The following is a 22,414-nucleotide window of genomic DNA, read 5'->3' as shown; positions in this document are numbered from 1 at the left end:
CTCCTGCAAGAATTGAATGGTGGTGGGGTGGTGTGTCGCGCTAGCGTTGCCCGGCTGGCAGTACCCGCCACTGGAAGTCGTAGCTCCATTGGTCGAAGTACAGGTTGCCGCCTGACCACTCGGCCTCGCCGCGCTGCGAGTCGACCGTTTCCGAGCGGTAGTGCTGTTTGGCCGGCACGAACGCCTGGCCGGAATCGTCGTTGAAGGCGATGCGGTAGCCATCGAGGCCACCGAGGTAGAAGTCACGCAGCGCGGGCGTGTCGCTGGCCAGCGCGCCGGTGGTCACATCCATCGGCAGCCAGCCATAGGGCGCCAGGTAGACCTGGCCCCAGTCGTGCAGGTTGTTGTAGCCGCTGCCATCATCGGAGAACACCATGCCCGACTGCCAGCGCGCGGGAATGCCGTTCATGCGCAGCAGGGCGATCAACAGCAGTGTCTGCTGCCCGCAATCGGCATGACCGGCGCGCAACGCGTAGTCGCTGATGTTGCTGAGGGTCGAGTACTCGCGCGCACCGGCCCATGGAATGCGGTCGACCGCGGCGAACAGCTTGCGTACCACTTCATACGGGCGTGTCTCGCCCTGCAGCACCTGGTCGGAGAACAGCTTCAGCGCCGGGGTGAAGCGCACGTGCGGCAGCTGCTCGGCCAGATAGGGCTTCAATGCTGGATCATTCGGCGTGGCCTGCACCTTCGTCGCATCGATTGCCGTGTGGCGCGCGAAGATCGTCACCGCATAGCGGATTTCAAAGTACGTCGGCTGCCCGGCCACCGCCTTGGCTTCCAGGTAGGCGGTGCGCTGCTGGGTGCTGGCCGGGGCGACTCGAGCCTTGCCTGGTGCACTGCCGATCCACTGCACCCGCTCCTGCTGGCCGGGAATCTCGCGCGGGTACGGAATCCAGGCACGTACGGTTTCGCCGGTCGGTACGGCATCCGCCTTGACCGTCAACGATTGGGTGAATTCGATGCGCTGCGGCAGCACGGATGCCATGCCGCTCTGTTCGGCGGCAGCAACCACGCGCGCGTGATGCGCGTTGAGCACCTCGTTGGGGCCCGGCGCCGGCATCGGCGCATCCGCGCGGCGGCGTGCACGCGCTTCATCGCTGAGCAGGAACAGGTTCGATGGTGCGCGCTTGAAGTACCAGCGCGTGCCATCGATGTCGAGATGCTCGATCAGGCCAAGCTGGTCCCAGCGCGCGAATTCCTCGTCGGTCAGGTCGGGAATCCAACGGCGTACCGCTGCTTTGGCAGCGGCGTGGTCAAGGGAGAAATCCAGTTTGATGCGGCGCATGCGCTCGCGCTGGAACGCGCTTTCGGCAGCATCGCCTGCGGTCGCCAGCAACGCATCGGCATCGCTGAAACGACCGCTGTCAACCAGATCGATCAGTTGGGTTTCCCGTTCGCGTTCAGTGGCGCTGCGCGGATCCGCGGCCGGTGCCGCCGACGCCCACAGCAGCAGCGCGGCACACAGGCCGGCAGCGGCAGGCAGAGACGGTTTGCGAACGGCAGGATCCACAGCGACACTTCCCAAGCGCGGGTGGTAACGGCTGTGTAACACGGGCCGGAAGACCGGTCAATAATTTATTCTTGCTTTCGGGGCCGAAAGGAATAAATATTCCAACAGGCATTCGAGGAGGGTGTGCAGCGCATGATCCTGGCTTCCCGCGAACCGCGTCGGCACTGGTCGCACCGGTTGACCTTGGCACTGGCCCTGGGCCTGCTGGGCGCACCCGCATTCACCCAGGCGGCCACGCCTGTACCAGACCCCGGCGCCCCGCTGCCTTACGTGATCGGCCTGCACGAGGCCTACCTCACCGCGGACTACTGGGCGGCACGGCTGGACAATGCCGACGCACCTATCCTGGACCGCGCGCAGATCGAGGCGCAGAACGCACGGATGCGCGCGCAGGACAAGCACATCCAGGACATCGCCACCCTGCCTGCGCAGCTCAGCGCGGCACAGGTGCGTGACAGCATCACCACGCTGTCGAGCTGGCCCACGCGGGCGCTGTATGACGACAAGGGCCGCGCCATCGCACCGGACGTGCGCAGCGCGATCAAAGCCAACCTCGGTCTCGATGCAATTTCGTCGCAGGTGTCGCCGGACTACGCCCTGGTGGTGAAGCGCGCCGCGCTGCGCACCTTCCCCACCCGCCAGCGTGTCTTCAGCACCGTCGGCGACACCGACATCGACCGCTTCCAGGAGTCGGCGCTGTTTCCCGGTGACAAGGTAGCCGTCGTCCACCGCAGCACCGACGGCCGCTGGCTGTTCGTGCACAGCGAGCGCTACAGCGCATGGATCGAAGCCGACGCGGTGGCCAGCGGTGACAAGGCCACGGTGCTCGGCTACGGCGCGAAGGGGCCGTACCGCGTCGTCACCGCTGCCACAGCGCACACCGCCTACACACCCGAGGAACCGCGTGTCTCGCGCCTGCAGCTGGACATGGGCGTGCGCCTGCCGGTGTTGGCCGACTGGCCCGCCGCCGAGCCGGTGAACGGGCAACAGGCGCACGCCTCGTGGGTGGTGCAGCTGCCGGTGCGCGAGGCCGATGGCCGCCTGAAGCTGGTGCCGGCGCTGCTGCCGCGCTCGCAGGACACCGCCGCCGACTACCTGCCGCTGACCCCGCGCCTGCTGCTGCAGCAAGCGTTCAAGTTCCTCGGCGAGCGCTACGGCTGGGGCCACGACTACGACACCCGCGACTGCAGTGGATTCGTATCGGAGATCTACCGCAGCTTCGGCGTGCTGCTGCCACGCAATACCAGCGCACAGGCGGTCAGTCCCGCGCTGGACCGCTTGCCGTTCACCGCCAAGGACGGCAAGGCCGTGCGCGACCGCGCCGTCAGCGATCTGCAGGTGGGTGACCTGGTCTACATCCCCGGCCACGTGATGATGGCCATCGGCCACGTCGATGGCCGCACCTGGGTGATCCACGATACCGCAGGCGGCAGCTGGTTCGGCGCCGACGGCAAGCGTGTGCAGGCCCACCTCAATGGCGTATCGGTCACCCCGCTGGAGCCGATGATGGCCAGCGACAGCGTCCGCTACATCGATCGCATCACCAACATCCAACGCCTGCGTGCCAAGAACCCCTGAATGAAGATCACCGCCATCGAACTGGGCATGCTGCGCGTGCCGCTGAAGACCCCTTTCAAGACCGCGCTGCGCACGGTGGAAACCGTGGAGGACGTGGTGGTGCTGATCCGCACCGACAGCGGCCACACCGGCTACGGCGAGGCGCCTGCCACCGCGGTGATCACCGGTGATACCCACGGCTCGATCATCGAAGCGATCCGGCACTTCATTGCCCCGCGCCTGATCGGCCAGGAGGTGGTCAACCTCAACCGCCTGTGCACGCTGGTGCAGACCGCGATGGAGCGCAACACCAGCGCCAAGGCGGCGGTGGAGATCGCCCTGTACGACCTGTGGGCGCAGCTGCATGGCGCGCCGCTGTACCAGATGCTCGGTGGTGGCGACCCGGTGATCACCACCGACATCACCATCAGCGTGGACTACATCGACAAGATGGTGGCCGATTCGCTGTCGGCGATCGAACGCGGCTTCGAGTCGCTGAAGATCAAGGTCGGCAAGGACATCGGCGTGGACATCGAGCGGGTCAAGGCGATCCATGCCGCCGTCGAAGGCCGCGCGCTGCTGCGCCTGGATGCCAACCAGGGCTGGACCGCCAAGCAGGCGGTGCATGCGATGCGCACGCTGGAAGATGCAGGTGTGGTGCTGGAACTGCTGGAGCAGCCGGTCAAGGCCGCCGACATCAGCGGCCTGAAGTACGTGACCGATCGGGTCAACACCCCGGTGATGGCCGACGAGAGCGTGTTCAGCCCGAGCCAGGTGATGGACCTGATCCAGCAGCGCGCCGCCGACATCATCAACATCAAGCTGATGAAAACTGGTGGCCTGTCCAACGCAATCCGCATTGCCGACATCGCCGGCATCTACGGCGTGCCGTGCATGATCGGCTGCATGATCGAATCCAGCATCAGCGTGGCTGCAGCGGTGCACCTGGCGGTAGCCAAGAGCGATGTGATCACCAAGGTCGACCTGGATGGTCCCTCGCTGGGACAGTTCGATCCGGTCAGCGGCGGGGTGCGCTTCAACGAGTCGGAGATCAGCATCAGCGATGTGCCGGGGTTGGGCATCACCGAAGTGCGGGGGTTGGAGATGCTGGGTTGATCGGAGCACCGCTGCCAGCAGTGTCTACGGCTGATGCTTGGTCGGGCGTTACTTTTCTTTTCGCGAAAAGAAAAGTAACCAAAAGAAACGCTCCGCCGGCCGCGAGCCGACGTGCTGCGCACGCCGGTGCCCTGCGCTCCTCGGTCCGCCGAGGGACGGCGCGGAACTCGCTGCGCTCAGACACCCGCGCCTCTTCGCCCTCGCCGGACCTGCGGTGCTCGGCTCGCTTGAAGGCGGACTCAACTGCAGCTCCGGATAGATCCACGCCATGCGTGGATGTCCTTGCTCCTGCTTTTGCCCCACTCCGTACATCCTTCGCGGCTGGCACGCGCGCGATCTGTCTGGGCTCGGGCGGGTGGGGTTTGCAGGGGTGTCCGCGCCATGGGCCCGAGGCATGCCTCGGGCGGGTTGGGCAGGACGCCCAACCCCGGTCTTGCCGTTTGCGCAGGACAGCGCAAACGAGCAAGCGCGGCCAAGCCTCCATGGACGGATTCACGGCGTCCCCTGCGAACCCCACCCGCCCGAGCCACCACATACTCTGCTCTACGCCGCCAACCGCAACGCGTTCCTCTATGCTCCAGCGCACGACCATCGGACGCCCCGCATGCCGCCCCTGCTGAAAATCCGCACCGAGCGCGGGCAGATGTCGGCCATCGAACGCCGCATCGCCGACTTCATCCTCGACAACGCGCACCTGCTGCGCGACTACTCCTCGCAGCAGCTGGCCAGTGCGCTGGGCATCAGCCAGTCCAGCGTGGTCAAGTTCAGCCAGAAGCTCGGCTTCAAGGGCTACCCGGACCTGAAATATTCCATCGGCGAGGACGTCGCCCGTGCCGGTGCCGACCCACAGCAGGTGCCCGCCGAACCGGACATCAGCGATGACTACCTGCGCCTGGGCGACGCCCTGCGCCGCAGCAAGGCCCAGGCCGAGGAAGAAACCCGCCAGGCCAACCCGCGTGAGGAGATCGAGCGCATCGTGCAGCTGCTCGACGGCGCGCCCAAGCTGTTTGTGTACGGCCTCGGTGACGACGGCCTGTACGCGCGCGAGTTCGCCATGCGGCTGTCGCTGCTCGGCCTGCTGGTGGTGCCGCATACCGATCCGATCCTGATGCTGGCCAACCTGTCCGCCGCGCGCCCGGGCGATGTGCTGCTGATGTTCTCCGAGTTCGGCAAGTTGCCACAGCTTTCGCAGCTGTCGCGCCAGTTCCAGGACATGGGCGGCAAGGTGGTGTCGATCACCCGCCACACCGCCAACCCGCTGCGTGCGCATGCCGATGCGGCACTGGTGGTGTGCGCGCACGACCGCGCGCCGCAGGTGGCGCAGCTGCTGTACCGTAGCGCCATGCATGCCCTGCTCGATTTCCTGTTCGTGCTGCTCTGCCACGCCAATCCGGATCGCCAGCAGCAGCTGGCGGTGAACCTGGAACGGATCGACCACCTGCTGGATTCCTGACCGGAGCGCCCGATGAACCTGCTGCTGGCCCGCCTTGCATCTGCCGCGCTGCTGCTCGTTGCCGCAGCTGCTCTCCACGCTGCCCCGCTGGACAACGCTCGCCAACTGATCGTGGTCACCAGCGAGAACTGGGACAGCACGCAGGGGCAGCTGCAGGCCTTCGTGCGCGACGGCAAGCACTGGCGCAGGCATGGTCAGGCCTTCCCGGTAGCGCTGGGTCGCACCGGCAGTGCCTGGGGCCTGGGCCTGCATCCTGCCCAGAACGACGGTCCGCAGAAACAGGAAGGCGATGGCCGCAGTCCGGCCGGTGTGTTCGCGCTGGGCAGCGCGTTCGGCTATGCCATCACCCGGCCCGGCACGGCGATGACCTATCAGCCGATGCTCGAGAGCAGCTACTGCATGGACGTGCCAGCATCGCCGTTCTACAACCGCATCGTCGATGCGAAGAAGGTGGGCGGCGCCGCCATAGCCGGTTCCACCGAACCGATGCGGCTGGACCTGCACAACAAGGGCGACGTGCGTTACCGGGAAGGCTTCGTGATCGCGCACAATCCGGACAACCAACCCGGCAAGGGCAGCTGCATCTTCGCCCATCTGTGGCGCCAGCCCGGCGAGGCCACCGCTGGCTGCACTGCGATGCCAGAGGTGCGCATGCAGGCGTTGCTGGACTGGCTGCGCCCGCAGGACACGCCACGCTTCGTCCTGTTGCCAAGGGCCGAATACCGGCGCCTGCAAGCACAGTGGAAACTGCCCGCGCTTGAAGGAGCCGTACGTTGAGCGCCGCCGACGAACCCCAACTGCAACGCGCGGTCAGCCGCTGGCAGATCGTCGGCCTGTCGATCAACGATGTGGTCGGCAGCGGCATCTACCTGCTGCCGGCCGCCACGGTCGCGCTGCTCGGCCCCTTCAGCCTGTGGGGCGTGGTCGCCGCCGGCATCGTCGTCGCCCTGCTGGTGCTGTGCTACGCGCAGGCGGCCAGCTATTTCGATGAACCCGGTGGCAGCTACCTGTACGCGCGCGAAGCCTTCGGCCGCTTCGCCGGTTTCGAGATCGGCTGGATGATCTGGCTGACCCGCATCAGCTCGGCCGCAGCGCTCAGCAATGCGCTGGCCGACGCTGTGGCGCGGTTCTGGCCGTGGGCAGGCGCAGGCATGGGCCGAATCGCGATCATCGTTGTCTCGCTCGGTTTCCTCACCGGAGTGAACATCATCGGCGTGCGTTCGGCCGCCCGCACCGGCATCGTGCTGGTGATCGGCAAGATGCTGCCACTGCTGTTGTTCGTGGCCATCGGCGCGTTCTACATCGACCCACAGCTGGCCTTCTCCGGCCAGCGCCCGGACCCGCACGACCTGCAGCGCATGGGCGAGGCGGCGCTGCTGTTGCTGTATGCCTATGCCGGGTTCGAGAACATTCCGGCCGCAGCCGGTGAGTACCGCAACCCACGCCGCGACATCCCGTTCGCACTGATCACCATGATCGTCACCGTCACCGTGATCTACGCGGCGGTGCAGATCGTGGCGCAGGGCACGCTGCCCGGCTTGGCCGCATCGGCCACGCCACTGGCCGATGCGGCCTCCAGCTTCGGCGGCGAGGCGCTGGCGCTGATCCTCACCGTGGGCGCGACCATCTCCATCCTCGGCACCAACAGCAACACGATGATGATGGGCCCGCGCTTCCTGTTCGCCCTGGCCCGCGATGGCTATGGCCCGAAGGTGCTGGCGCAGGTGCACCCGCGCTTCCGTACCCCGGCCGCGGCGATCTTCTGCCAGGGCCTGATCGCCCTCGGCCTGGCGCTGTCCGGGTCGTTCGTGCAGCTGGCACTGCTGTCGATGACCACACGCCTGTTCGCCTACATCGGCACGGCCGCCGCAGTGCTGGTACTGGCCAAGCGCTATGCCGACCGTCCCGGCGCGCTGAAGCTGCCCGGCGGCCCGTTGATTCCGGTGCTGGCCCTGCTGCTGTGCGTGGCCCTGTTTGCCAGTGCCAGCTGGCAGAACATCGCCGCGGCACTGGTCGCCTTCGCCGTTGGCGCGGTGATCTACAAGCTGCCGCGCAAGGATGCCGCTGCTGATTGACCTGCCGATCACGCTGCCGGTCCGGCGCGTTAACCGGCCGATGGGCACGATCAGGCTTCGTCCACTACGGAGCCTTCTGTCCATGAGCCCCGATTACCAGATTCCCGGTCGCGTGCCGGAAGACAGCACCCCGCGCGAGGCCATTTCCGACTACTGGCGCGACCGCTACAGCGCCGAACCGTATTACGACGCCAGCCTGCTGTTCGATGACTACGAGCCGGCCTATCAGATCGGCCACGCAGCACGTTACAAAGAGACCCGCGCCGATCAGGTGATCCGCGCCTACGAACAGGTCGAAGCGGAGTTGCAGTCCCGCTGGGCGACGGAGCGGGGCAAGAGCCGCCTGGAATGGGATCAGGCCCGCGCCGCTGTCCGCCGCGGTTGGGATGAAGCCCATGTAGCCGATCCGCGGCTGACGCGCCACGGTTGACCCCTCCAGCTGTTGACTGATGCAGCCACAGTAGCGCCGAGCCCGTGCTCGGCGCCTTCTGCGTTGCAGGCCTGGGCCGGGCAGGCGCTCGGCGCTACCTCAGCCGATCATTCCTGTTCCGGCAACGGCGGAATCGACGAAGCGCGCTTGGGCTCGGCCGCGTTGGCGGCAATCAGGTCGCGGGTGTTCTTCTGCACCGCCACCGCGCCAAACAGCGACAGCGCGAATGCCATGCCATAGAAGCCCTTTTCGCTCAGCACCAGGGTGGCGTTCCACAAGCCGACCAGCAGCAGCAACAGGGCTGACAGCAGTGCGAACCAGCACAGCGCGTAGTACAGGCCGCTCACCGGAATGGCCTCGACGCGGTCGCGCACGCTCTTCTGCAGCGATACCGCTGCAAACAGGCCGAACAGCAGCAGGGTCAGGTAATAGCCCTTCTCGTTCAGCAGCATCTCGGCATTGAACAGGCCGACCAGGTAGGCCACCGCGCCCAGCAGCAGGGCCACCCACGAGGCGGCGATGAAGGCGGGCGAGGGTCGATGGATGAGGGGTGCGTTCATTGCAGGTCCTTGGCAGACAGGCGGGCAATGCTTTGCCCGGGCGACAACACCCTAGACGATCCGCGCCATGCCGCACAGGGGGGAGCAGGACCTTCGGGCCACGACCGTCACCGCCCCGGTGGTATACAAGGGAGAGCCTGGCCATCCGCATCCCCTTCCGCTGGAGATACCCATGACCCGCACGCCCCTGCTGCTCGCCCTCGGCCTGCTGCCGATCCTCGCCACCACCGCCTGCAACGCAGCCGGCCCTGATGCGTCTGAGCAGAAGGCTCCAGCAACCGCCGCGACAAACGCAGACCAACGCCCCTTCACCGCCACCGAGGTCAGCCGGTTCGACCAGCCGTGGGCGATGACCTTCCTGCCCGATGGCAGCCTGCTGGTCACCGAAAAGCGCGGCAAGCTGCAGCATCTGGACCTGGCCAGCGGCCAGAAACATGAAATCACCGGTGTGCCGAAGGTCGCCTACGGCGGCCAGGGTGGATTCGGTGACGTCATCCTGCATCCGGATTTCGCCCGCAACCGTGTGGTGTACGTCAGCTACGCCGAGGAAGGCACGCTGGACACGCGCGGCGCGGCCGTGGCCCGTGCCACCCTCGCCCTCGATGCCAGCGGCGGCGGCCAGTTGAAAGACCTGAAAGTGATCTGGCGGCAGACGCCGAAGGTCAGTGGCGAAGGCCACTACGGCCACCGCCTGGCCTTCGGCCCGGACGGCAAGCTGTGGATCAGTTCCAGCGAACGGCAGAAGTTCGATCCTGCGCAGGACATGAGTGGCAACCTGGGCAAGATCATCCGCCTCAACGACGACGGCAGCCTGCCGGCCGACAATCCGTTCGCCTCGCAGGGCGGTGTGGCCGCGCAGGTGTGGTCGCTGGGCCACCGCAACGTGCTGGGCATCGCTTTCGATGCCAACGGCAAGCTGTGGGCGCAGGAGATGGGCCCGGCCGGCGGCGATGAGCTGAACCTGATCGTGCGCGGTGCCAATTACGGCTACCCGATCGTGTCCAACGGCGACCACTACGACGGCCGTCCGATTCCCGACCATGACACCCGCCCGGAGTTCGCCGCACCGAAGGTGACCTGGAACCCGGTGATTTCCCCGGCCGGCCTGATGTTCTACAGCGGCAGCCTGTTCCCGCAGTGGAAGGGCAGCGCCTTCATCGGCGGGCTGTCGTCCACCTCGCTGGTGCGGGTTGCCTTCGACGGCGACAGCGCGCGCGAGGCCGAACGCTTCAACATGGGCGAGCGCATCCGCGAAGTGGAACAGGGCCCGGATGGCGCGCTGTGGCTGCTGGAAGACGGCAGCAAGGCACGGCTGCTGAAGCTCACCCCGAAGGCCTGACGGCCGGGTGGTGCCGGCTGCTAACCGGCACCTGCAGGAGCCCTGGTTGCCGGCCAGCGGCCGGCACTACCGATCTGGAACGGCCCTGCATACGGGGCCGTTTTCGTTACTGGATGGTGCCGACCTTCACCTCGGTGCGCGTGCAGGCCTTGTCCAGGCACTCGCCGGTCAGCCACACCTGGCCATCGCCGATCATCACGCCCTGCTGGTTGACGAACACCGTGCCGAAGTCCTGCGCGGACACCGCCTTGACCACCGCCGGGGTGATGATCTTTTCGTAGTTGCGCTGGAATTCACCGGGACCGGTGATCTTCCTGCCACCGCTGATGTTCAACGGGAAACGCACTTCTTCAACCACCGCCGCGCGATCGCCACCGACCACTGCGGTCTTGAAGGCAGTGAATACTTTTTCATACTGCGCCGCATCGCCGAGCAGCGTCTCGATGCGCGCGCGGGCGTCGTCTGCCGCAGGTGCTGCGGGGTTGGCAGCATCGGCCGGCGTCGCAGCCGCATCCTTGGCGTGCTCCGCCGCAGCCTGTGGCGCGGCGACCGCATCGGGCGTGGTGCTGGCGGCCGCTTCGGCCGGCGTCGCGCCCGTCATCGGCGGAGGCGCATCGGCGGCAGATTCGGGCGGCGGTGCCGGCTGCGAGCACGCTGCCAGCAACAGGACAGGAACAAGGTAGGCCATCGTGCGCATGCGCGGTCTCCATCGGATCAGGCTCCGATGGTAGCGCCGGGCCGTGCCCGGCGTGTTCGCCATGGGTGAGGACGCCGGGCATGGCCCGGCGCTACTCATTGCCAGTAGATCTACGCCATGCGTGGATGCTCTACCGATCAGGCCTTCAGCAGTTCGAACTGCACCGCGTCACCGGCCATCGACGAGGCGCATACCCACGCGTCGAACAGGCCCGGCTCGGCACGCAGCACGCCGTCGCGGCCGGTGAATGCCAGCTGTTCACGGGTCAGGGTGAACACCACCTCGGTCGACTCGCCCGGCTGCAGGGCCACCTTGCGGAAGTCCTTCAGCTCGCGCACCGGCCGCACGCGGCTGGCCACGCGGTCGTGGATGTACAGCTGCACCACTTCCTCGCCGGCCACGCTGCCGGTATTGGTCAGCGTGGTGGTCAGAGTCAGGGTGTCGTCCCAGCCGACGCGCGCACTGCTCAGCTGCGGCACGCCGTAGGCGAAGGTGGTGTAGCCGATGCCATGGCCGAACGGGTACAACGGCTCGTTCGGAATCTCGCGCCAGCGTGCCTTGAATTCCGACATCGTCGGCAGTTCCGGGCGGCCGGTGCGCGGGTGGTTGTAGAAGTACGGCTGCTGGCCGGACACCTGCGGGAAGCTGACCGGCAGGCGGCCGGAGGGGCTGTAATCGCCGAACAGCACATCGGCCACGGCATGGCCGGTCTGCGTGCCCAGGTACCAGGTGATCGCAACAGCATGCGCATTGCGCACCGCGCCCTGCAGGGCCAGCGCGCGACCATTGCGCAGCAGCACCACCAGCGGCTTGCCGGTCATCGCCACCGCTTCGGCCAGCGCCTGCTGTGCCGGCGGCAGGGTGATCTCCACGCGCGACTGCGCCTCGCCGCTGTAACGCTGCGGCTCGCCCAGCGCCAGCACCACCACGTCGGCGCGCAGCGCAGCGGCCACGGCCGCCTCGGTGCCACCGGCAATGGCGGCTTCCAGTTCGCATCCCGGCACCACTTCCAGCAGCGCGTCATCGCCGATGGCCGCGCGCACGCCGGTTTCCAGATCCACGTAACGCTGCTTGTCGCCGAACAGCGTCCAGCAGCCTTCGATGTTGTCGCGGTCCTGCACGAACGGGCCGATCAGCGCGATCTTCTGCCCGTTCTTCTGCAGCGGCAGCACGTTGTCGCGGTTGTTCAGCAGCACGATCGAACGGCGCGCGGCATCGCGCGACAGTTCGTCATGGGCGTCGATATGGGAGGTATCGGCTTCGCGCGCCGGGTCCAGCGAGCGGTACGGGTCGTCGAACAGGCCGATGGCATCCTTCAGCCACAGGATGCGGCGCACGCCTTCATCCAGCACGCTCATCGGCACCTCGCCGCTCTCCACCAGGCCCGGCAGGTGCTCGGCGTAGAAGCCGCTCTGCATGCTCAGGTCGAGGCCGGCGGTGAACGCCTTGGCGGTGGCATCGCGGTCGTCGGCGGCATAACCGTGCGCGACCAGTTCCATGTCGGCGGTGTAGTCGGAGATCACCACGCCCGGGAACTTCCATTCACCGCGCAGGATGTCGGTCAGCAGCTCGGCGTTGGCGCTGGCCGGCACGCCGTTGATGTCGTTGAACGAGGACATCACGGTGATCGCGCCAGCGTCGAAGGCCGCCTTGAACGGCGGCAGGTGCACATCGCGCAGGGTCTGCGGCGAGATGTCCACCATGTTGTATTCCATGCCGGCCATCACCGCGCCGTAGGCGGCGAAGTGCTTGGGCGTTGCCAGCAGCGAGTCGGCGGCGCGCAGGTCGGTGCCCTGGAAACCACGCACGCGGGCAGCGGCGAAGGCACAGCCCAGTACCACGTCCTCACCGGCACCTTCGGCACCGCGGCCCCAGCGCTGGTCACGGGCGATGTCCACTGCCGGTGCGTAGGTCCAGTGCAGGCCGGCAGCGGTGGCTTCAACCGCAGTGGCGCGCGCGGTGCGCTCGGCCAGGTCCGGCTCGAAGCTGGCGGCCTCGCCCAGCGGAATCGGGAACACCGTGCGCATGCCGTGGATGACGTCGGCCGCCAGGATCACCGGGATGCCCAGGCGGCTCTCCTCGGTGGCGACCTGCTGGATGCGGCGGCCGAGCTCGGCGCCGACACCGTTGAACAGCGAGCCGACCTTGCCCTCGCGCACCTGCTGCAGCACCTGGTCGGCATTGCGCACGTTGGCTTCCGGGTTCACGTCCGGGGCGAACGGGCGGACCATGTCCGCGAAGACACCCAGCTGGCCGACTTTTTCCTCGACGGTCATCTGGGCAATGAGGGATTCGATGCGATCGGAGGCCACCGGCAGTCCTTGATGAAAACGTTTACAAGCCCGGCATTCTAGCGATCCCGGACGATTTGGCGAGAGGTTTCGTCATTCAGTTTCAGCCACCAGCCGGATCCGTACGGTCCGGCCGGGGGCATCGCAGCTTACTCCGAGCCGGCCAACTGGCGCTGCCCGGCCATCAACATCGCGTCGCTGGACGCCTGGAACACCCGCAGGCCAAAGGCCGGCAGGATCGCCAGCAGGTGGTCGAAGATGTCCGACTGCACCGCCTCGTATTCGCCCCAGGCGGTGCTGCGGGTGAAGCAGTACAGCTCCAGCGGCAGGCCTTCGGTGGTCGGCTGCAGCTGGCGCACCAGCAGGGTCATATCGGTATGGATGCCCGGGTGGCTGGCCAGATAACGCTCCACGTAGGCGCGGAAGGTGCCCAGGTTGGTCACCCGGCGGCTGTTGACCTCGGCCACGCCCTGCTCGCGCAGGCGCCCGTTCCACTGACCCAGCTCCTGCTGCTTGCCGCGCAGGTAGTCGCCGAGCAGGGCGAACTGGCCGAGGAAGGCCAGGTCGTCCTCCTCCATGAAACGCACGCTGTGCTGGTCCAGGAACAGCGCGCGCTTGATCCGGCGGCCACCGGCCTCCTGCATGCCGCGCCAGTTCTTGAACGACTCGGTCACCAGCTTCTTGGTCGGGATGGTGGTGATGGTCTTGTCGAAGTTCTGCACCGTCACCGTATGCAGGGCGATATCGATGACATCGCCGTCGGCATTCTGGCTGGGCATCTCGATCCAGTCGCCGATACGGATACGCCCATCACCACTGATCTGCACGCTGGCCACCAGCGACAGGATGGTGTCCTGGAAGATCAGCATCAGTACTGCGGTGGCCGCGCCCAGGCCGGTGACCAGGTAGCGCAGGTCGACACCGGCGAGGGTGGCAACGATCGACAGCCCGGCGATCACGAAGATGATGATCTTGGCGACCTGCAGGTACCCCTTGATCGGCTTGTTGCGCGCCTCGGGGCGACGTTCGTACAGGTCGTTGGCCGCATCCAGCGCATGCGACAGCGCCAGCACCACGGTCAGGATCGCCCACGCCTGGCAGGCACCGATGATGAAGCCGACCAGGCCCGGCGGCAGGTCCGGCACGATACGGATGCCCGAGGCGATCACCTGGCTGGGCACCACGTTGGACAGCCGCGAAATGACCCGCATCAGATGGCTGCCGCGGCCGGTATCGGCGCCGGGCAGGCGGTTGAGCAGGCGACGCAGGCCGCGCAGCAGGATGCGCTTGGTCACCCAGTTGGCCAGGCCGGCGGCAACCAGCAGCGCCGAGATCATCAACGCCAGGTAGGCGCCAGGATAGGGTTCCAGTGTGTTCTGCAGCTTTTCCAGCCACTGTACCGCCACCACTGCGTCCACCATCGGTTGTCTCCTTCTTCATTGCTGTTGAGGTTGCCGGCCAGCGGCCGGCACTACCGGGGGTTGCCAGCCGACGGCCGGCACTATCGGCGTGTCAGTCCCGCGAGCGTTCGATGATCACGCCGACCGCACGTGCACCGCGCACCGCCCCGGGCTTGCTCAGCTTCAGGCGCAGCCACTTCACGTCGAACTCGTCCAGCACGATCTGCGCGCAGCGCTCGGCCAGGGTCTCCACCAGGCCGAACTCCGATTCGCGCACGAACTGCTCCAGGCGCTTGCTGACTGCCTTGTAATTCAGGGTATGGGCAATGTCATCGCTGGCGGCCGGGCGACGGTTGTCGAACCCCATCTCCAGATCGAACACCAGGTCCTGGCGGATCCGCCGCTCCCAATCGTAGATGCCGATCAGGGCGTCGATCGTCAGCCCTTCGATGAAAACCTTGTCCATTGCGGTTACCAGCCGGAAAACAGGCGGCCATGGTAACGGGACGGCAGTGAGCCTGCCCGGAACGGAGGCGGGTCGCCGGGCATTCGCAAGGTCTGGAAAAGACAAAGGGCCCTGCTAGCGGGGCCCTTTGGTACCTCTCAACGTCCTCGGGGGGAGCTGGAATCCAGCCGCGAGTCCCGAAGCACACGCTGCGAAGGATGAAGATCATTTTCCCTGTCGTCCAGAGGCATTCGCGACATTCCGGGGAAGTCCGAATGCCGTTGGGAGTTCTGCCAGGCAACCGGATGGCATTTCCCGATATCACCCGTACGGCTTCCGGCGCACGCTGGTGATCCACAACGTGATTCCGCCGCCAATGAAAGAGCAGAGGGGCCTGCAAGCAGCACTATCCCGACCACGCTGGGCGACCTACAAACGCATCGCAGACCGTCATTCCCTGGATGCGACCACACTGTATGTCTGGAACATGCAGATGTGTGGCGCTTTGCTATCGCCGCTTCACATCTGTGAAATCGTCATCCGCAACGCAGTCGCCGCAGCACTGGCGCATGCCTATGGTCCCCGCTGGCCATGGCATCCAGCACTGTTGCAGCGCATGCCCGCCGATGGCGCGCTGTCGGCGCTGCAGGACCTGCACAAGCGATCGAATCAGCAGATGAACACGCCGGAGATCATCGCCAGCCTTCGATTCGCATTCTGGCAGCAACTCTTTACACGGCGCTTTGAGGGGCCCCTCTGGACGCGAAGCCTGAAGATCGCACTGCCCAACGCTCCACAGAAGACTGTCGACACCATCCGCACCACCATCCATGCCGACCTCGACCGCATCCGCCACCTACGCAACCGCATCGCCCACCACGAACCGATCCTCGAGCGCGACATCGGCGCCGACCTGGCCGCGATCGGGCGGCTGATCCACGCCCGGTGCCCGCACACGCTGGCATGGCTGCAGCGCCATGAACGGGCCACCACGGTGCTGGCGACCTCGCCACTGGTTGGCACGCGTTGATGATGTTGCCGGCCAGCGGCCGGCACTACCGGGAGACGGCCCGGCTCATACCGCCGGCAGCGTCGCCATGTCCCAACGCGGGGTGACGTCCACCTTCGGTGGGCTGTGCTGGCCCGCCAGCAGGCGCAGCGCGCCGGCGAAGGCGATCATCGCGCCGTTGTCGGTGCACAACGCCGGCCGCGGGAAGCAGGCGCGGCCGCCGAGGCGCTCGGCCATCTGCTGCAGGCGGGCGCGCAGGCGCTTGTTCGCACCCACGCCGCCGGCCACCACGATCACATTGGTGGCGGCCGCTTCCAGCGCGCGTTCGCACTTGATGCACAGGGTCTCGACCACGGCGTCTTCAAAGCCACGGGCGATGTCGGCGCGGGTCTGCTCGCTCTGGTCGCTGTCGCGCCAGGCCATCAGGACCTGGGTCTTCAGGCCGGAGAAGCTGAAATCCAGGCCCGGGCGGTCGGTCATCGGCCGCGTGAAGCGGTAGACGCCCGGCGTGCCCTGCTCGGCCAGCGCGGCCAGCTGCGGCCCGCCCGGGTACGGCAGGCCCATCATCTTGGCGGTCTTGTCGAAGGCTTCGCCTGCGGCGTCGTCCAGGGTTTCGCCCAGCAACCGGTACTGGCCGATGGCATCGACGGCCACCAGCTGGGTATGGCCACCGGACACCAGCAGCGCCACGAACGGGGCCTGCGGCGGATCGTCTTCCATCAGCGGCGCCAACAGGTGACCTTCCATGTGGTGCACACCCACGGCGGGAACCTCCAGCGCCCAGGCCAGCGACCGGGCCACGCCGGCACCCACCAGCAGCGCCCCGACCAGGCCGGGGCCGGCGGTGTAGGCCACCCCGTCGATGTCGTTCACGCCAAGCCCGGCCTCGGCCAGCGTCTGCCGGATCAACGGCAGCAGCTTGCGCACGTGGTCACGGCTGGCCAGTTCAGGCACCACACCGCCGTACTCGGCGTGCAGGGCGATCTGGCTGTAGACCGCATGGGCGCGCAGGGCAGCGCTGCCGGCCAGGTCGGTGTCATACACCGCCACGCCGGTCTCGTCACAGGAAGATTCGATGCCAAGGACTCGCATGCCTGCTATTATGACGCCCCTGCCAACCCCTCGGGGAACTGGCAGGCCTCACTGCAATCCAACAACTTGCCCCTATTCAGGATTTGTGGCTTGCAGTTTGTTTATTCGCCACTATAATGTGCGGCTCGCCGGGCGTGACCCGGTTCTACTGTGTCCCGGAGATTCCATGCCCAGCGTCAAAGTCCGCGAGAACGAACCCTTTGAGTTTGCTCTTCGCCGCTTCAAGCGCACTTGCGAAAAGGCCGGTGTGCTGGCCGAAACCCGCAAGCGCGAGTTCTACGAAAAGCCGACCCAGGAGCGCAAGCGCAAGGCCGCCGCTGCTGTGAAGCGTCAGCTGCGCCGCTCGTCGCGCGACGTTACCAAGCGTCAGCGCCTGTACTGATCGGACGCATCTTCATTGCGGTGGGCATTCCCTGCCGCGATGGAGTCGAAGCCGGCACGCGCGAGCGTCGCCGGCTTTTTGCGTTTCCGGGCCCGGGCATCCGTCCTGCCCCACTACCACCACGAGGTTCGTCATGAGCATGAAGCAGCAGCTCACCGAAGACATGAAGGCCGCCATGAAGGGCGGCGAGAAGCACAAGCTGGGCGTCATCCGCCTGATCAACGCCGCCATCAAGCAGAAGGAAGTCGACGAGCGCATCGAGCTCGACGACACCGCCGTGATCGCGGTGCTCGACAAGATGGTCAAGCAGCGCAAGGACTCGGTCAGCCAGTTTGAAGCGGCCAACCGCGAAGACCTGGCGGCAATCGAGCGCGCCGAAATCGTGGTGATCGAAGCCTACCTGCCGGCCAAGATGGGCGAAGCCGAGATCGTCGCGGCCATCCAGGCGGCCATCGCCGAAACCGGCGCCAGCAGCGCGGCCGACATGGGCAAGCTGATGGGCGCGCTGAAGCCCAAGCTGGCCGGCCAGGCCGACATGGGCCTGGTGTCCAAGCTGGTCAAGCAGGCGCTGTCGTAAGCGACGCCTGACCCGGGTCCCTTCCGCACTGCGAAGGGACTGCGGGACGCGCTCCTGCGCACCTGCTTCACCGCGTCTTCGACGTGGTGCTGCTACAACTCCGGCATGGTTGATCCAACGTCCCACGCCCCCGAAGACCGCGCGCCGCACGGCGGCCCCGCGTCCCTGCACAAGTACATCAAGCGCCTGCAGGACAGTTTCCCGATGGCCGTCGTCAAGCGCTTCGTCGAAATCGACGTGCTGACCCAGGCCGCCTCGGTTTCCTTCTATGCCCTGCTGTCGATGGCGCCACTGCTGGTGCTGCTGCTGTGGCTGACCGCCTCGCTGTATCCGCCGGCACAGCAGGCCCTGGTCGACCAGATCAGCTCGGTGGCCGGCAGCAGTGCCGCGACCGTGGCCGAAACCGTGCTTAAGAATGCCGACAACCAGCCCGACGTCGGATCGCTGGCCGGGCTGTGGAGCACGCTGTTGCTGTTCGTTGGCGCCACTGCGGTGTTTGCCCAGTTGCAGAACGCACTGAACCTGATCTTCCGCACCAGCGGCGAACGCCTGGAGGGCATCAAGGCCTGGCTGCGCAAGCGCGTGTTCTCCTTCGGCGTGGTGCTGGCGCTGGGCTTCCTGCTGATCCTGTCGATGACCGCCACCACCGTGCTGCAGGTGGCCTTTGCACAGTTGCCCTCGATCCTGCCGGCCATCGGCTACCTGACCAGCCTGCTGCTGTACGCGGTCGGCTTCGCCTTCATGTATCACTACCTGCCGGACCGGCGCGTGGCGTGGCGCCAGGCCTTCATCGGCGGCCTCATCACCTCGGCGCTGTTCGCGCTTGGACGCTATGGCATCGGCGTGTACATCGCCACCGTCGCACCGGGCAGCGCTTACGGCTCGATGGGTGCGCTGGTGATCTCGCTGGTCTGGATCTACTACGCCACCGTGGTCTTCTTCGTCGGCGCGCTGATGACCGCGGTGATCGATGAACGCCTGCGCGCACGCCATCATCTGCTGGCTGCCGGCATCGACCCTGGCACTGCAGCGAACGCGCCCGGGAACGTGGCCGGCAAGGGGTAAACTAGGGGGACTGACTTCCCCCTTCCGCGTGGCTGCCGCCGCGCCCTGCCTCGTTGCCCATGGCCCGTATCCCCGACGCTTTCATCGACGACCTGCTGGCCCGCTCCGACATCGTCGAGGTGGTGGGCAGCCGCGTGCCGTTGAAGCGCCAGGGCAAGGAGTACGCCGCGCGCTGCCCGTTCCATGACGAACGCTCGGCCTCCTTCACCGTCTCGCCGACCAAGCAGTTCTATCACTGCTTCGGCTGCGGCGCGCACGGCACGGCCATCAGCTTCCTGATGAACTACGACCGCCTCGAATTCCTCGACGCGGTGGATGAACTGGCCAAGCGTGCCGGCATGGAAGTGCCGCGCAGCGAGAACCCGCGCAGCGCCCAGCAGCAGGATGACAGTCGCGAGCTGTACTCGGCGCTGGACGCCGCCACGAAGTTCTTCCAGAAGAACCTGGAAGGCAGCGAAAAGGCGCGCAGCTACCTCGACGGCCGCGGCGTGGATGAAGAGAACCGCGCACGCTTCCAGATCGGCTATGCACCTGATGGCTACAGCGGCCTGCGCGACGCACTGGGCAAGGACGAGCGGCGGATGAAGCTGCTCGACCGCGCCGGCCTGTTCTCCAAGAACGACCGCGGCCACGTCTACGACAAGTTCCGCGACCGGGTGATGTTTCCGATCTTCGACCGCCGTGGCCGGGTGATCGCCTTCGGCGGGCGCGTGTTCGAGAAGGACGACGGCCCCAAGTACCTCAACTCGCCCGAGACCGCGCTGTTCCACAAGGGCCGCGAGCTGTACGGCCTGTGGCAGGTGCGCCAGGCCAACCAGAAGATCGAGCGCTTGATCGTGGTCGAGGGCTACATGGACGTGGTCTCGCTGTTCCAGTTCGGCGTCACCCAGGCGGTGGCGACGCTGGGCACGGCAACCACGCCGGACCATGCCGAGCTGCTGTTCCGCAACGCGCCGGACGTGTTCTTCTGCTTCGATGGCGACGCCGCCGGCCGCCGCGCCGGCTGGAAGGCGCTGGAATCGGTGCTGCCACGCATGAAGGACGGCCGCCAGGCCTTCTTCCTGTTCCTGCCCGACGGCGAAGACCCGGACAGCATCGTGCGCAAGGAAGGTGCCGAGGCCTTCGACGAACGCTTGAAGCAGGCCACGCCGCTGTCGCAGTTCTTCTTCGACGAGCTGACCCGCGAGATCAACCTGGGCACCCTGGACGGCAAGGCACGGCTGGCCGAGCGCGCCAAGCCGATGCTGGCGCAGATTCCCGATGGTGCCTTCGGCGACCTGATGAAGCAGCAGTTGGCGCAGCTGACGGGCTTGGGGGGCAACGCTCAGGCGGGCCGGCCGCAGATGCCGCAACGCGCCGCTCCGCGCACGATCCAGCCGGCGGCCAAGCGCAGCCTGGTGCGTGGCGCGATCGCCGTCCTGCTGCAGCAGCCATCGCTGGCCCTGACCCTGGGCGGCAAGCACCATTTCCAGGGCCTGCGCCTGCCCGGCGTGGAGCTGCTGCTGGAATTGCTGGGGCTGGTCGAACAGCGCCCGGACATCAGTACCGGCGCCCTGCTGGAGCATTTCGACGGCCGCGAAGAACAGGCCTCGCTGCACACATTGGCCGCGCAGACGCTGGCGGGCGATGAAGCGATGTGGACGGTGGAACTGCATGACGCAGTCGGCCAGCTGGAGAAGCAGCTGCTGTTCCAGCGGATCGACGACCTCAACGCCAAGCAGCGACAACAGGGTCTGGACGATACTGACAAGTACGAGATGCGCGAGCTGCTGAAGGCACGCGCCAATCTGCGCCTGTAGCGGCAGAACACATTCCCGGAGAGAGCATGCTGCTGCGCCTGACCTGCCTGCTGTTGTTGCCGCTCTGCCCGATCCTGCCGGCCTGGGCTGCGGAGCCTGTTCTTGCTGAAGTCCGCCCCGGCCTCTACGCCGGTGGCCAGCCCACGGCCGCGCAACTGCACGAACTGGCTGCCCAAGGCGTGCGCACGGTGATCGACCTGCGCCAACCCGATGAAGATCGCGGCTTCGATGAAACACGCGAGGCCGAAGCGCTCGGCCTGCGCTATGTGCGCATCCCTGTGGCCGGCGCCGAGGGCCTGGATGCCGCCAATGTGCGCGCCGTGCACCAGGCGCTGCAACAGAGCCAGGGGCCGGTGCTGCTGCACTGCGCTTCCGGCAACCGCGCCGGTGCCGTGCTCGGCCTGGTCAACGCACGCTACGAACACGCCAGCCCGGAACAGGCGCTGCAACTGGGCCAGCGAGCCGGCCTGAAGTCGTTGGAAGCGGCCACCCGCGAGCGTCTGGCGATCCCTTCTCCCACCCCCTGATTCCCGGGGTAATCCCCCCGCACCAAGGAGCCCATCCACCATGACCCGCTGGTGGTCGCGCCTGCGACCGGACAACTTCACCCTCGCCCTGCTGTGCACCGTCGGCCTGGCCTCGCTGCTGCCGATGAAAGGCGCCGCCGCCCTGGTGCTCGACGATGTCACCACCGTCGCCATCGCCGCGCTGTTCTTCCTGCACGGCGCGCGCCTGCCGCGCGAATCGATCATCGGCGGCATGCTGCACTGGCGCCTGCACCTGACGATCCTCGCCTGCACCTTCATCCTGTTCCCGCTGCTGGGGCTGTTGTTCAAGCCCTTGTCAGGCTGGCTGCTGACACCTGAGCTGTACCTGGGCGTGCTGTTCCTGTGCACCCTGCCCTCCACCGTGCAGTCCTCCATCGCGTTCACCTCGATGGCGCGCGGCAACGTGCCAGCGGCCGTGTGCAGTGCTTCGCTGTCGAGCATCCTCGGCGTGTTCCTCACGCCCCTGCTGCTGACCGCGCTGGCCGGCACCTCCGGCGGCGTGCACGACCCGCTGCATGCCATCGGCGGCATCATGCTGCAGCTGCTGGTGCCGTTCGTGGCCGGCCATCTGTTGCGCCCTTGGATCGCCGGCTGGGTGGAGAAGCAGCGCGCGCTGCTGCGCTACACCGACCAGGCCACCATCCTGCTGGTGGTGTACTCGGCATTCGGCGAAGCGGTTACCGAGGGGTTGTGGAGCAAGACGCCCCTGCTGTCGCTGTTCGCAGTGGCGGTGGTGGCGGCGGTACTGCTCGGCATCGCGATGCCACTGATCACCTTCATCGCCCGCCGCCTGCGCTTCAACCGCGAAGACGAGATCGCCATCGTGTTCTGCGGCTCGAAGAAGAGCCTGGCCACCGGCGTGCCGATCGCCAAGGTGCTGTTCGCTGGCGGCAGCCTCGGCGCGATCGTGCTGCCGGTGATGATCTACCACCAGATCCAACTGATCGTCTGCGGGGTGATCGCCCAGCGCTACGCCAAGCGCGCGCCCTGACCTGTGGAACAGCCATCCACGCATGGCGTGGATCTACTGTAGGCCAGGCCCACAAAAGTAGATCCACGCCATGCG

Annotated in this window: 21 protein-coding genes; 14 read left to right on the top strand and 7 right to left on the bottom strand. The window is 66.8% G+C overall.

What is annotated here, in order from left to right; genetic code table 11:
- Positions 1 to 40 precede the first annotated feature (40 nt).
- On the bottom strand, positions 41 to 1,513 hold the full coding sequence (locus tag AC07UW_RS15605; protein WP_495212373.1) for a transglutaminase-like domain-containing protein: 1,473 nt from the start codon (positions 1,511 to 1,513) through the stop codon (positions 41 to 43).
- Between the two features lie 132 nt (positions 1,514 to 1,645).
- Between AC07UW_RS15605 and AC07UW_RS15600 the strand changes: the two genes are divergently transcribed.
- The 6 genes from AC07UW_RS15600 (at position 1,646) to AC07UW_RS15575 (ending at position 8,144) form a co-directional block, all read left to right on the top strand.
- Positions 1,646 to 3,091 carry an SH3 domain-containing protein gene (locus AC07UW_RS15600; protein WP_495212372.1) on the top strand — a complete coding sequence of 482 codons (1,446 nt, stop codon included), beginning with the start codon at positions 1,646 to 1,648 and terminating at the stop codon, positions 3,089 to 3,091.
- On the top strand, positions 3,092 to 4,186 hold the full coding sequence (locus tag AC07UW_RS15595) for a dipeptide epimerase (protein WP_025878242.1): 1,095 nt from the start codon (positions 3,092 to 3,094) through the stop codon (positions 4,184 to 4,186).
- Positions 4,187 to 4,790: 604 nt separating this feature from the next.
- Positions 4,791 to 5,639 carry a MurR/RpiR family transcriptional regulator gene (locus AC07UW_RS15590; RefSeq protein WP_180831641.1) on the top strand — a complete coding sequence of 283 codons (849 nt, stop codon included), beginning with the start codon at positions 4,791 to 4,793 and terminating at the stop codon, positions 5,637 to 5,639.
- 12 nt (positions 5,640 to 5,651) lie between these two features.
- The gene (locus tag AC07UW_RS15585; RefSeq protein WP_495212371.1) at positions 5,652 to 6,416 is read left to right on the top strand and encodes a L,D-transpeptidase family protein; all 765 of its coding nucleotides are present in this window, start codon (positions 5,652 to 5,654) and stop codon (positions 6,414 to 6,416) included.
- Positions 6,413 to 7,714, top strand: a complete 1,302-nt coding sequence (locus tag AC07UW_RS15580) for an APC family permease (RefSeq protein WP_049464179.1) — start codon at positions 6,413 to 6,415, stop codon at positions 7,712 to 7,714. Before AC07UW_RS15585 ends, AC07UW_RS15580 begins: the two co-directional genes overlap by 4 nt.
- A gap of 82 nt (positions 7,715 to 7,796) precedes the next feature.
- Positions 7,797 to 8,144: a hypothetical protein gene (locus tag AC07UW_RS15575; protein ID WP_495212370.1), complete on the top strand. Its 348-nt coding sequence runs from the start codon at positions 7,797 to 7,799 to the stop codon at positions 8,142 to 8,144.
- Between the two features lie 107 nt (positions 8,145 to 8,251).
- On the opposite strand, the gene yiaA is transcribed toward AC07UW_RS15575, so the two are convergent.
- Positions 8,252 to 8,704, bottom strand: coding sequence for an inner membrane protein YiaA (gene yiaA, locus AC07UW_RS15570; RefSeq protein ID WP_495212369.1), 453 nt, complete (start codon positions 8,702 to 8,704; stop codon positions 8,252 to 8,254).
- 172 nt (positions 8,705 to 8,876) lie between these two features.
- Here yiaA and AC07UW_RS15565 point away from each other — a divergent pair, with 172 nt between their 5' ends.
- On the top strand, positions 8,877 to 10,043 hold the full coding sequence (locus AC07UW_RS15565) for a PQQ-dependent sugar dehydrogenase (protein ID WP_495212368.1): 1,167 nt from the start codon (positions 8,877 to 8,879) through the stop codon (positions 10,041 to 10,043).
- A 106-nt stretch (positions 10,044 to 10,149) separates the two neighbouring features.
- On the opposite strand, the gene AC07UW_RS15560 is transcribed toward AC07UW_RS15565, so the two are convergent.
- The 4 genes from AC07UW_RS15560 to folB form a co-directional block, all read right to left on the bottom strand.
- Positions 10,150 to 10,740, bottom strand: a complete 591-nt coding sequence (locus tag AC07UW_RS15560) for a hypothetical protein (RefSeq protein ID WP_495212367.1) — start codon at positions 10,738 to 10,740, stop codon at positions 10,150 to 10,152.
- A gap of 137 nt (positions 10,741 to 10,877) precedes the next feature.
- Positions 10,878 to 13,052 (bottom strand): glycoside hydrolase family 3 N-terminal domain-containing protein, encoded by a 2,175-nt coding sequence (locus tag AC07UW_RS15555; protein ID WP_495212366.1) that lies wholly within the window; start codon positions 13,050 to 13,052, stop codon positions 10,878 to 10,880.
- A 128-nt stretch (positions 13,053 to 13,180) separates the two neighbouring features.
- The gene (locus AC07UW_RS15550; RefSeq protein ID WP_033830173.1) at positions 13,181 to 14,452 is read right to left on the bottom strand and encodes a mechanosensitive ion channel family protein; all 1,272 of its coding nucleotides are present in this window, start codon (positions 14,450 to 14,452) and stop codon (positions 13,181 to 13,183) included.
- A 91-nt stretch (positions 14,453 to 14,543) separates the two neighbouring features.
- The gene (folB, locus tag AC07UW_RS15545) at positions 14,544 to 14,897 is read right to left on the bottom strand and encodes a dihydroneopterin aldolase (protein WP_025878255.1); all 354 of its coding nucleotides are present in this window, start codon (positions 14,895 to 14,897) and stop codon (positions 14,544 to 14,546) included.
- Positions 14,898 to 15,225: 328 nt separating this feature from the next.
- Between folB and AC07UW_RS15540 the strand changes: the two genes are divergently transcribed.
- Positions 15,226 to 15,906: a hypothetical protein gene (locus AC07UW_RS15540; RefSeq protein WP_495212365.1), complete on the top strand. Its 681-nt coding sequence runs from the start codon at positions 15,226 to 15,228 to the stop codon at positions 15,904 to 15,906.
- Positions 15,907 to 15,951: 45 nt separating this feature from the next.
- Here the strand turns inward: AC07UW_RS15540 and tsaD are convergent, their stop codons facing one another.
- Positions 15,952 to 16,977 (bottom strand): tRNA (adenosine(37)-N6)-threonylcarbamoyltransferase complex transferase subunit TsaD, encoded by a 1,026-nt coding sequence (tsaD, locus tag AC07UW_RS15535; protein ID WP_495212364.1) that lies wholly within the window; start codon positions 16,975 to 16,977, stop codon positions 15,952 to 15,954.
- A gap of 166 nt (positions 16,978 to 17,143) precedes the next feature.
- On the opposite strand from tsaD, the gene rpsU reads away from it, so the two are divergent.
- The 6 genes from rpsU to AC07UW_RS15505 all read left to right on the top strand — a co-directional run bounded on the left by rpsU (position 17,144) and on the right by AC07UW_RS15505 (position 22,339).
- On the top strand, positions 17,144 to 17,359 hold the full coding sequence (rpsU, locus tag AC07UW_RS15530) for a 30S ribosomal protein S21 (protein WP_002808376.1): 216 nt from the start codon (positions 17,144 to 17,146) through the stop codon (positions 17,357 to 17,359).
- 133 nt (positions 17,360 to 17,492) lie between these two features.
- Complete coding sequence (locus AC07UW_RS15525) at positions 17,493 to 17,936, top strand: GatB/YqeY domain-containing protein (protein ID WP_032975623.1); 444 nt, start codon at positions 17,493 to 17,495, stop codon at positions 17,934 to 17,936.
- A gap of 105 nt (positions 17,937 to 18,041) precedes the next feature.
- The gene (locus AC07UW_RS15520) at positions 18,042 to 19,001 is read left to right on the top strand and encodes a YihY/virulence factor BrkB family protein (RefSeq protein ID WP_051501539.1); all 960 of its coding nucleotides are present in this window, start codon (positions 18,042 to 18,044) and stop codon (positions 18,999 to 19,001) included.
- Between the two features lie 59 nt (positions 19,002 to 19,060).
- Entirely contained in the window at positions 19,061 to 20,800 is a 1,740-nt protein-coding gene (gene dnaG, locus AC07UW_RS15515) for a DNA primase (RefSeq protein ID WP_025878279.1), read from the top strand.
- A gap of 26 nt (positions 20,801 to 20,826) precedes the next feature.
- On the top strand, positions 20,827 to 21,327 hold the full coding sequence (locus AC07UW_RS15510) for a protein tyrosine phosphatase family protein (protein WP_495212363.1): 501 nt from the start codon (positions 20,827 to 20,829) through the stop codon (positions 21,325 to 21,327).
- 40 nt (positions 21,328 to 21,367) lie between these two features.
- On the top strand, positions 21,368 to 22,339 hold the full coding sequence (locus tag AC07UW_RS15505) for a bile acid:sodium symporter family protein (RefSeq protein ID WP_099782541.1): 972 nt from the start codon (positions 21,368 to 21,370) through the stop codon (positions 22,337 to 22,339).
- Positions 22,340 to 22,414 lie beyond the last annotated feature (75 nt).

This window comes from Stenotrophomonas sp. GW821-FHT02D01, from assembly GCF_059421765.1.
This window is presented reverse-complemented; position numbering and strand designations above follow the sequence as displayed.

Bases quoted from the DNA above. Each gene is read 5' to 3' on its own strand.
- AC07UW_RS15600 (WP_495212372.1), top strand. From the start codon at position 1,646: ATGATCCTGGCTTCCCGCGAACCGCGTCGGCACTGGTCGCACCGGTTG.
- AC07UW_RS15595 (WP_025878242.1), top strand. From the start codon at position 3,092: ATGAAGATCACCGCCATCGAACTGGGCATGCTGCGCGTGCCGCTGAAG.
- AC07UW_RS15590 (WP_180831641.1), top strand. From the start codon at position 4,791: ATGCCGCCCCTGCTGAAAATCCGCACCGAGCGCGGGCAGATGTCGGCC.
- AC07UW_RS15585 (WP_495212371.1), top strand. From the start codon at position 5,652: ATGAACCTGCTGCTGGCCCGCCTTGCATCTGCCGCGCTGCTGCTCGTT.
- AC07UW_RS15575 (WP_495212370.1), top strand. From the start codon at position 7,797: ATGAGCCCCGATTACCAGATTCCCGGTCGCGTGCCGGAAGACAGCACC.
- yiaA (WP_495212369.1), bottom strand. From the start codon at position 8,704: ATGAACGCACCCCTCATCCATCGACCCTCGCCCGCCTTCATCGCCGCC.
- AC07UW_RS15565 (WP_495212368.1), top strand. From the start codon at position 8,877: ATGACCCGCACGCCCCTGCTGCTCGCCCTCGGCCTGCTGCCGATCCTC.
- AC07UW_RS15560 (WP_495212367.1), bottom strand. From the start codon at position 10,740: ATGCGCACGATGGCCTACCTTGTTCCTGTCCTGTTGCTGGCAGCGTGC.
- AC07UW_RS15550 (WP_033830173.1), bottom strand. From the start codon at position 14,452: ATGGTGGACGCAGTGGTGGCGGTACAGTGGCTGGAAAAGCTGCAGAAC.
- folB (WP_025878255.1), bottom strand. From the start codon at position 14,897: ATGGACAAGGTTTTCATCGAAGGGCTGACGATCGACGCCCTGATCGGC.
- tsaD (WP_495212364.1), bottom strand. From the start codon at position 16,977: ATGCGAGTCCTTGGCATCGAATCTTCCTGTGACGAGACCGGCGTGGCG.
- rpsU (WP_002808376.1), top strand. From the start codon at position 17,144: ATGCCCAGCGTCAAAGTCCGCGAGAACGAACCCTTTGAGTTTGCTCTT.
- AC07UW_RS15525 (WP_032975623.1), top strand. From the start codon at position 17,493: ATGAGCATGAAGCAGCAGCTCACCGAAGACATGAAGGCCGCCATGAAG.
- AC07UW_RS15520 (WP_051501539.1), top strand. From the start codon at position 18,042: ATGGTTGATCCAACGTCCCACGCCCCCGAAGACCGCGCGCCGCACGGC.
- dnaG (WP_025878279.1), top strand. From the start codon at position 19,061: ATGGCCCGTATCCCCGACGCTTTCATCGACGACCTGCTGGCCCGCTCC.
- AC07UW_RS15510 (WP_495212363.1), top strand. From the start codon at position 20,827: ATGCTGCTGCGCCTGACCTGCCTGCTGTTGTTGCCGCTCTGCCCGATC.
- AC07UW_RS15505 (WP_099782541.1), top strand. From the start codon at position 21,368: ATGACCCGCTGGTGGTCGCGCCTGCGACCGGACAACTTCACCCTCGCC.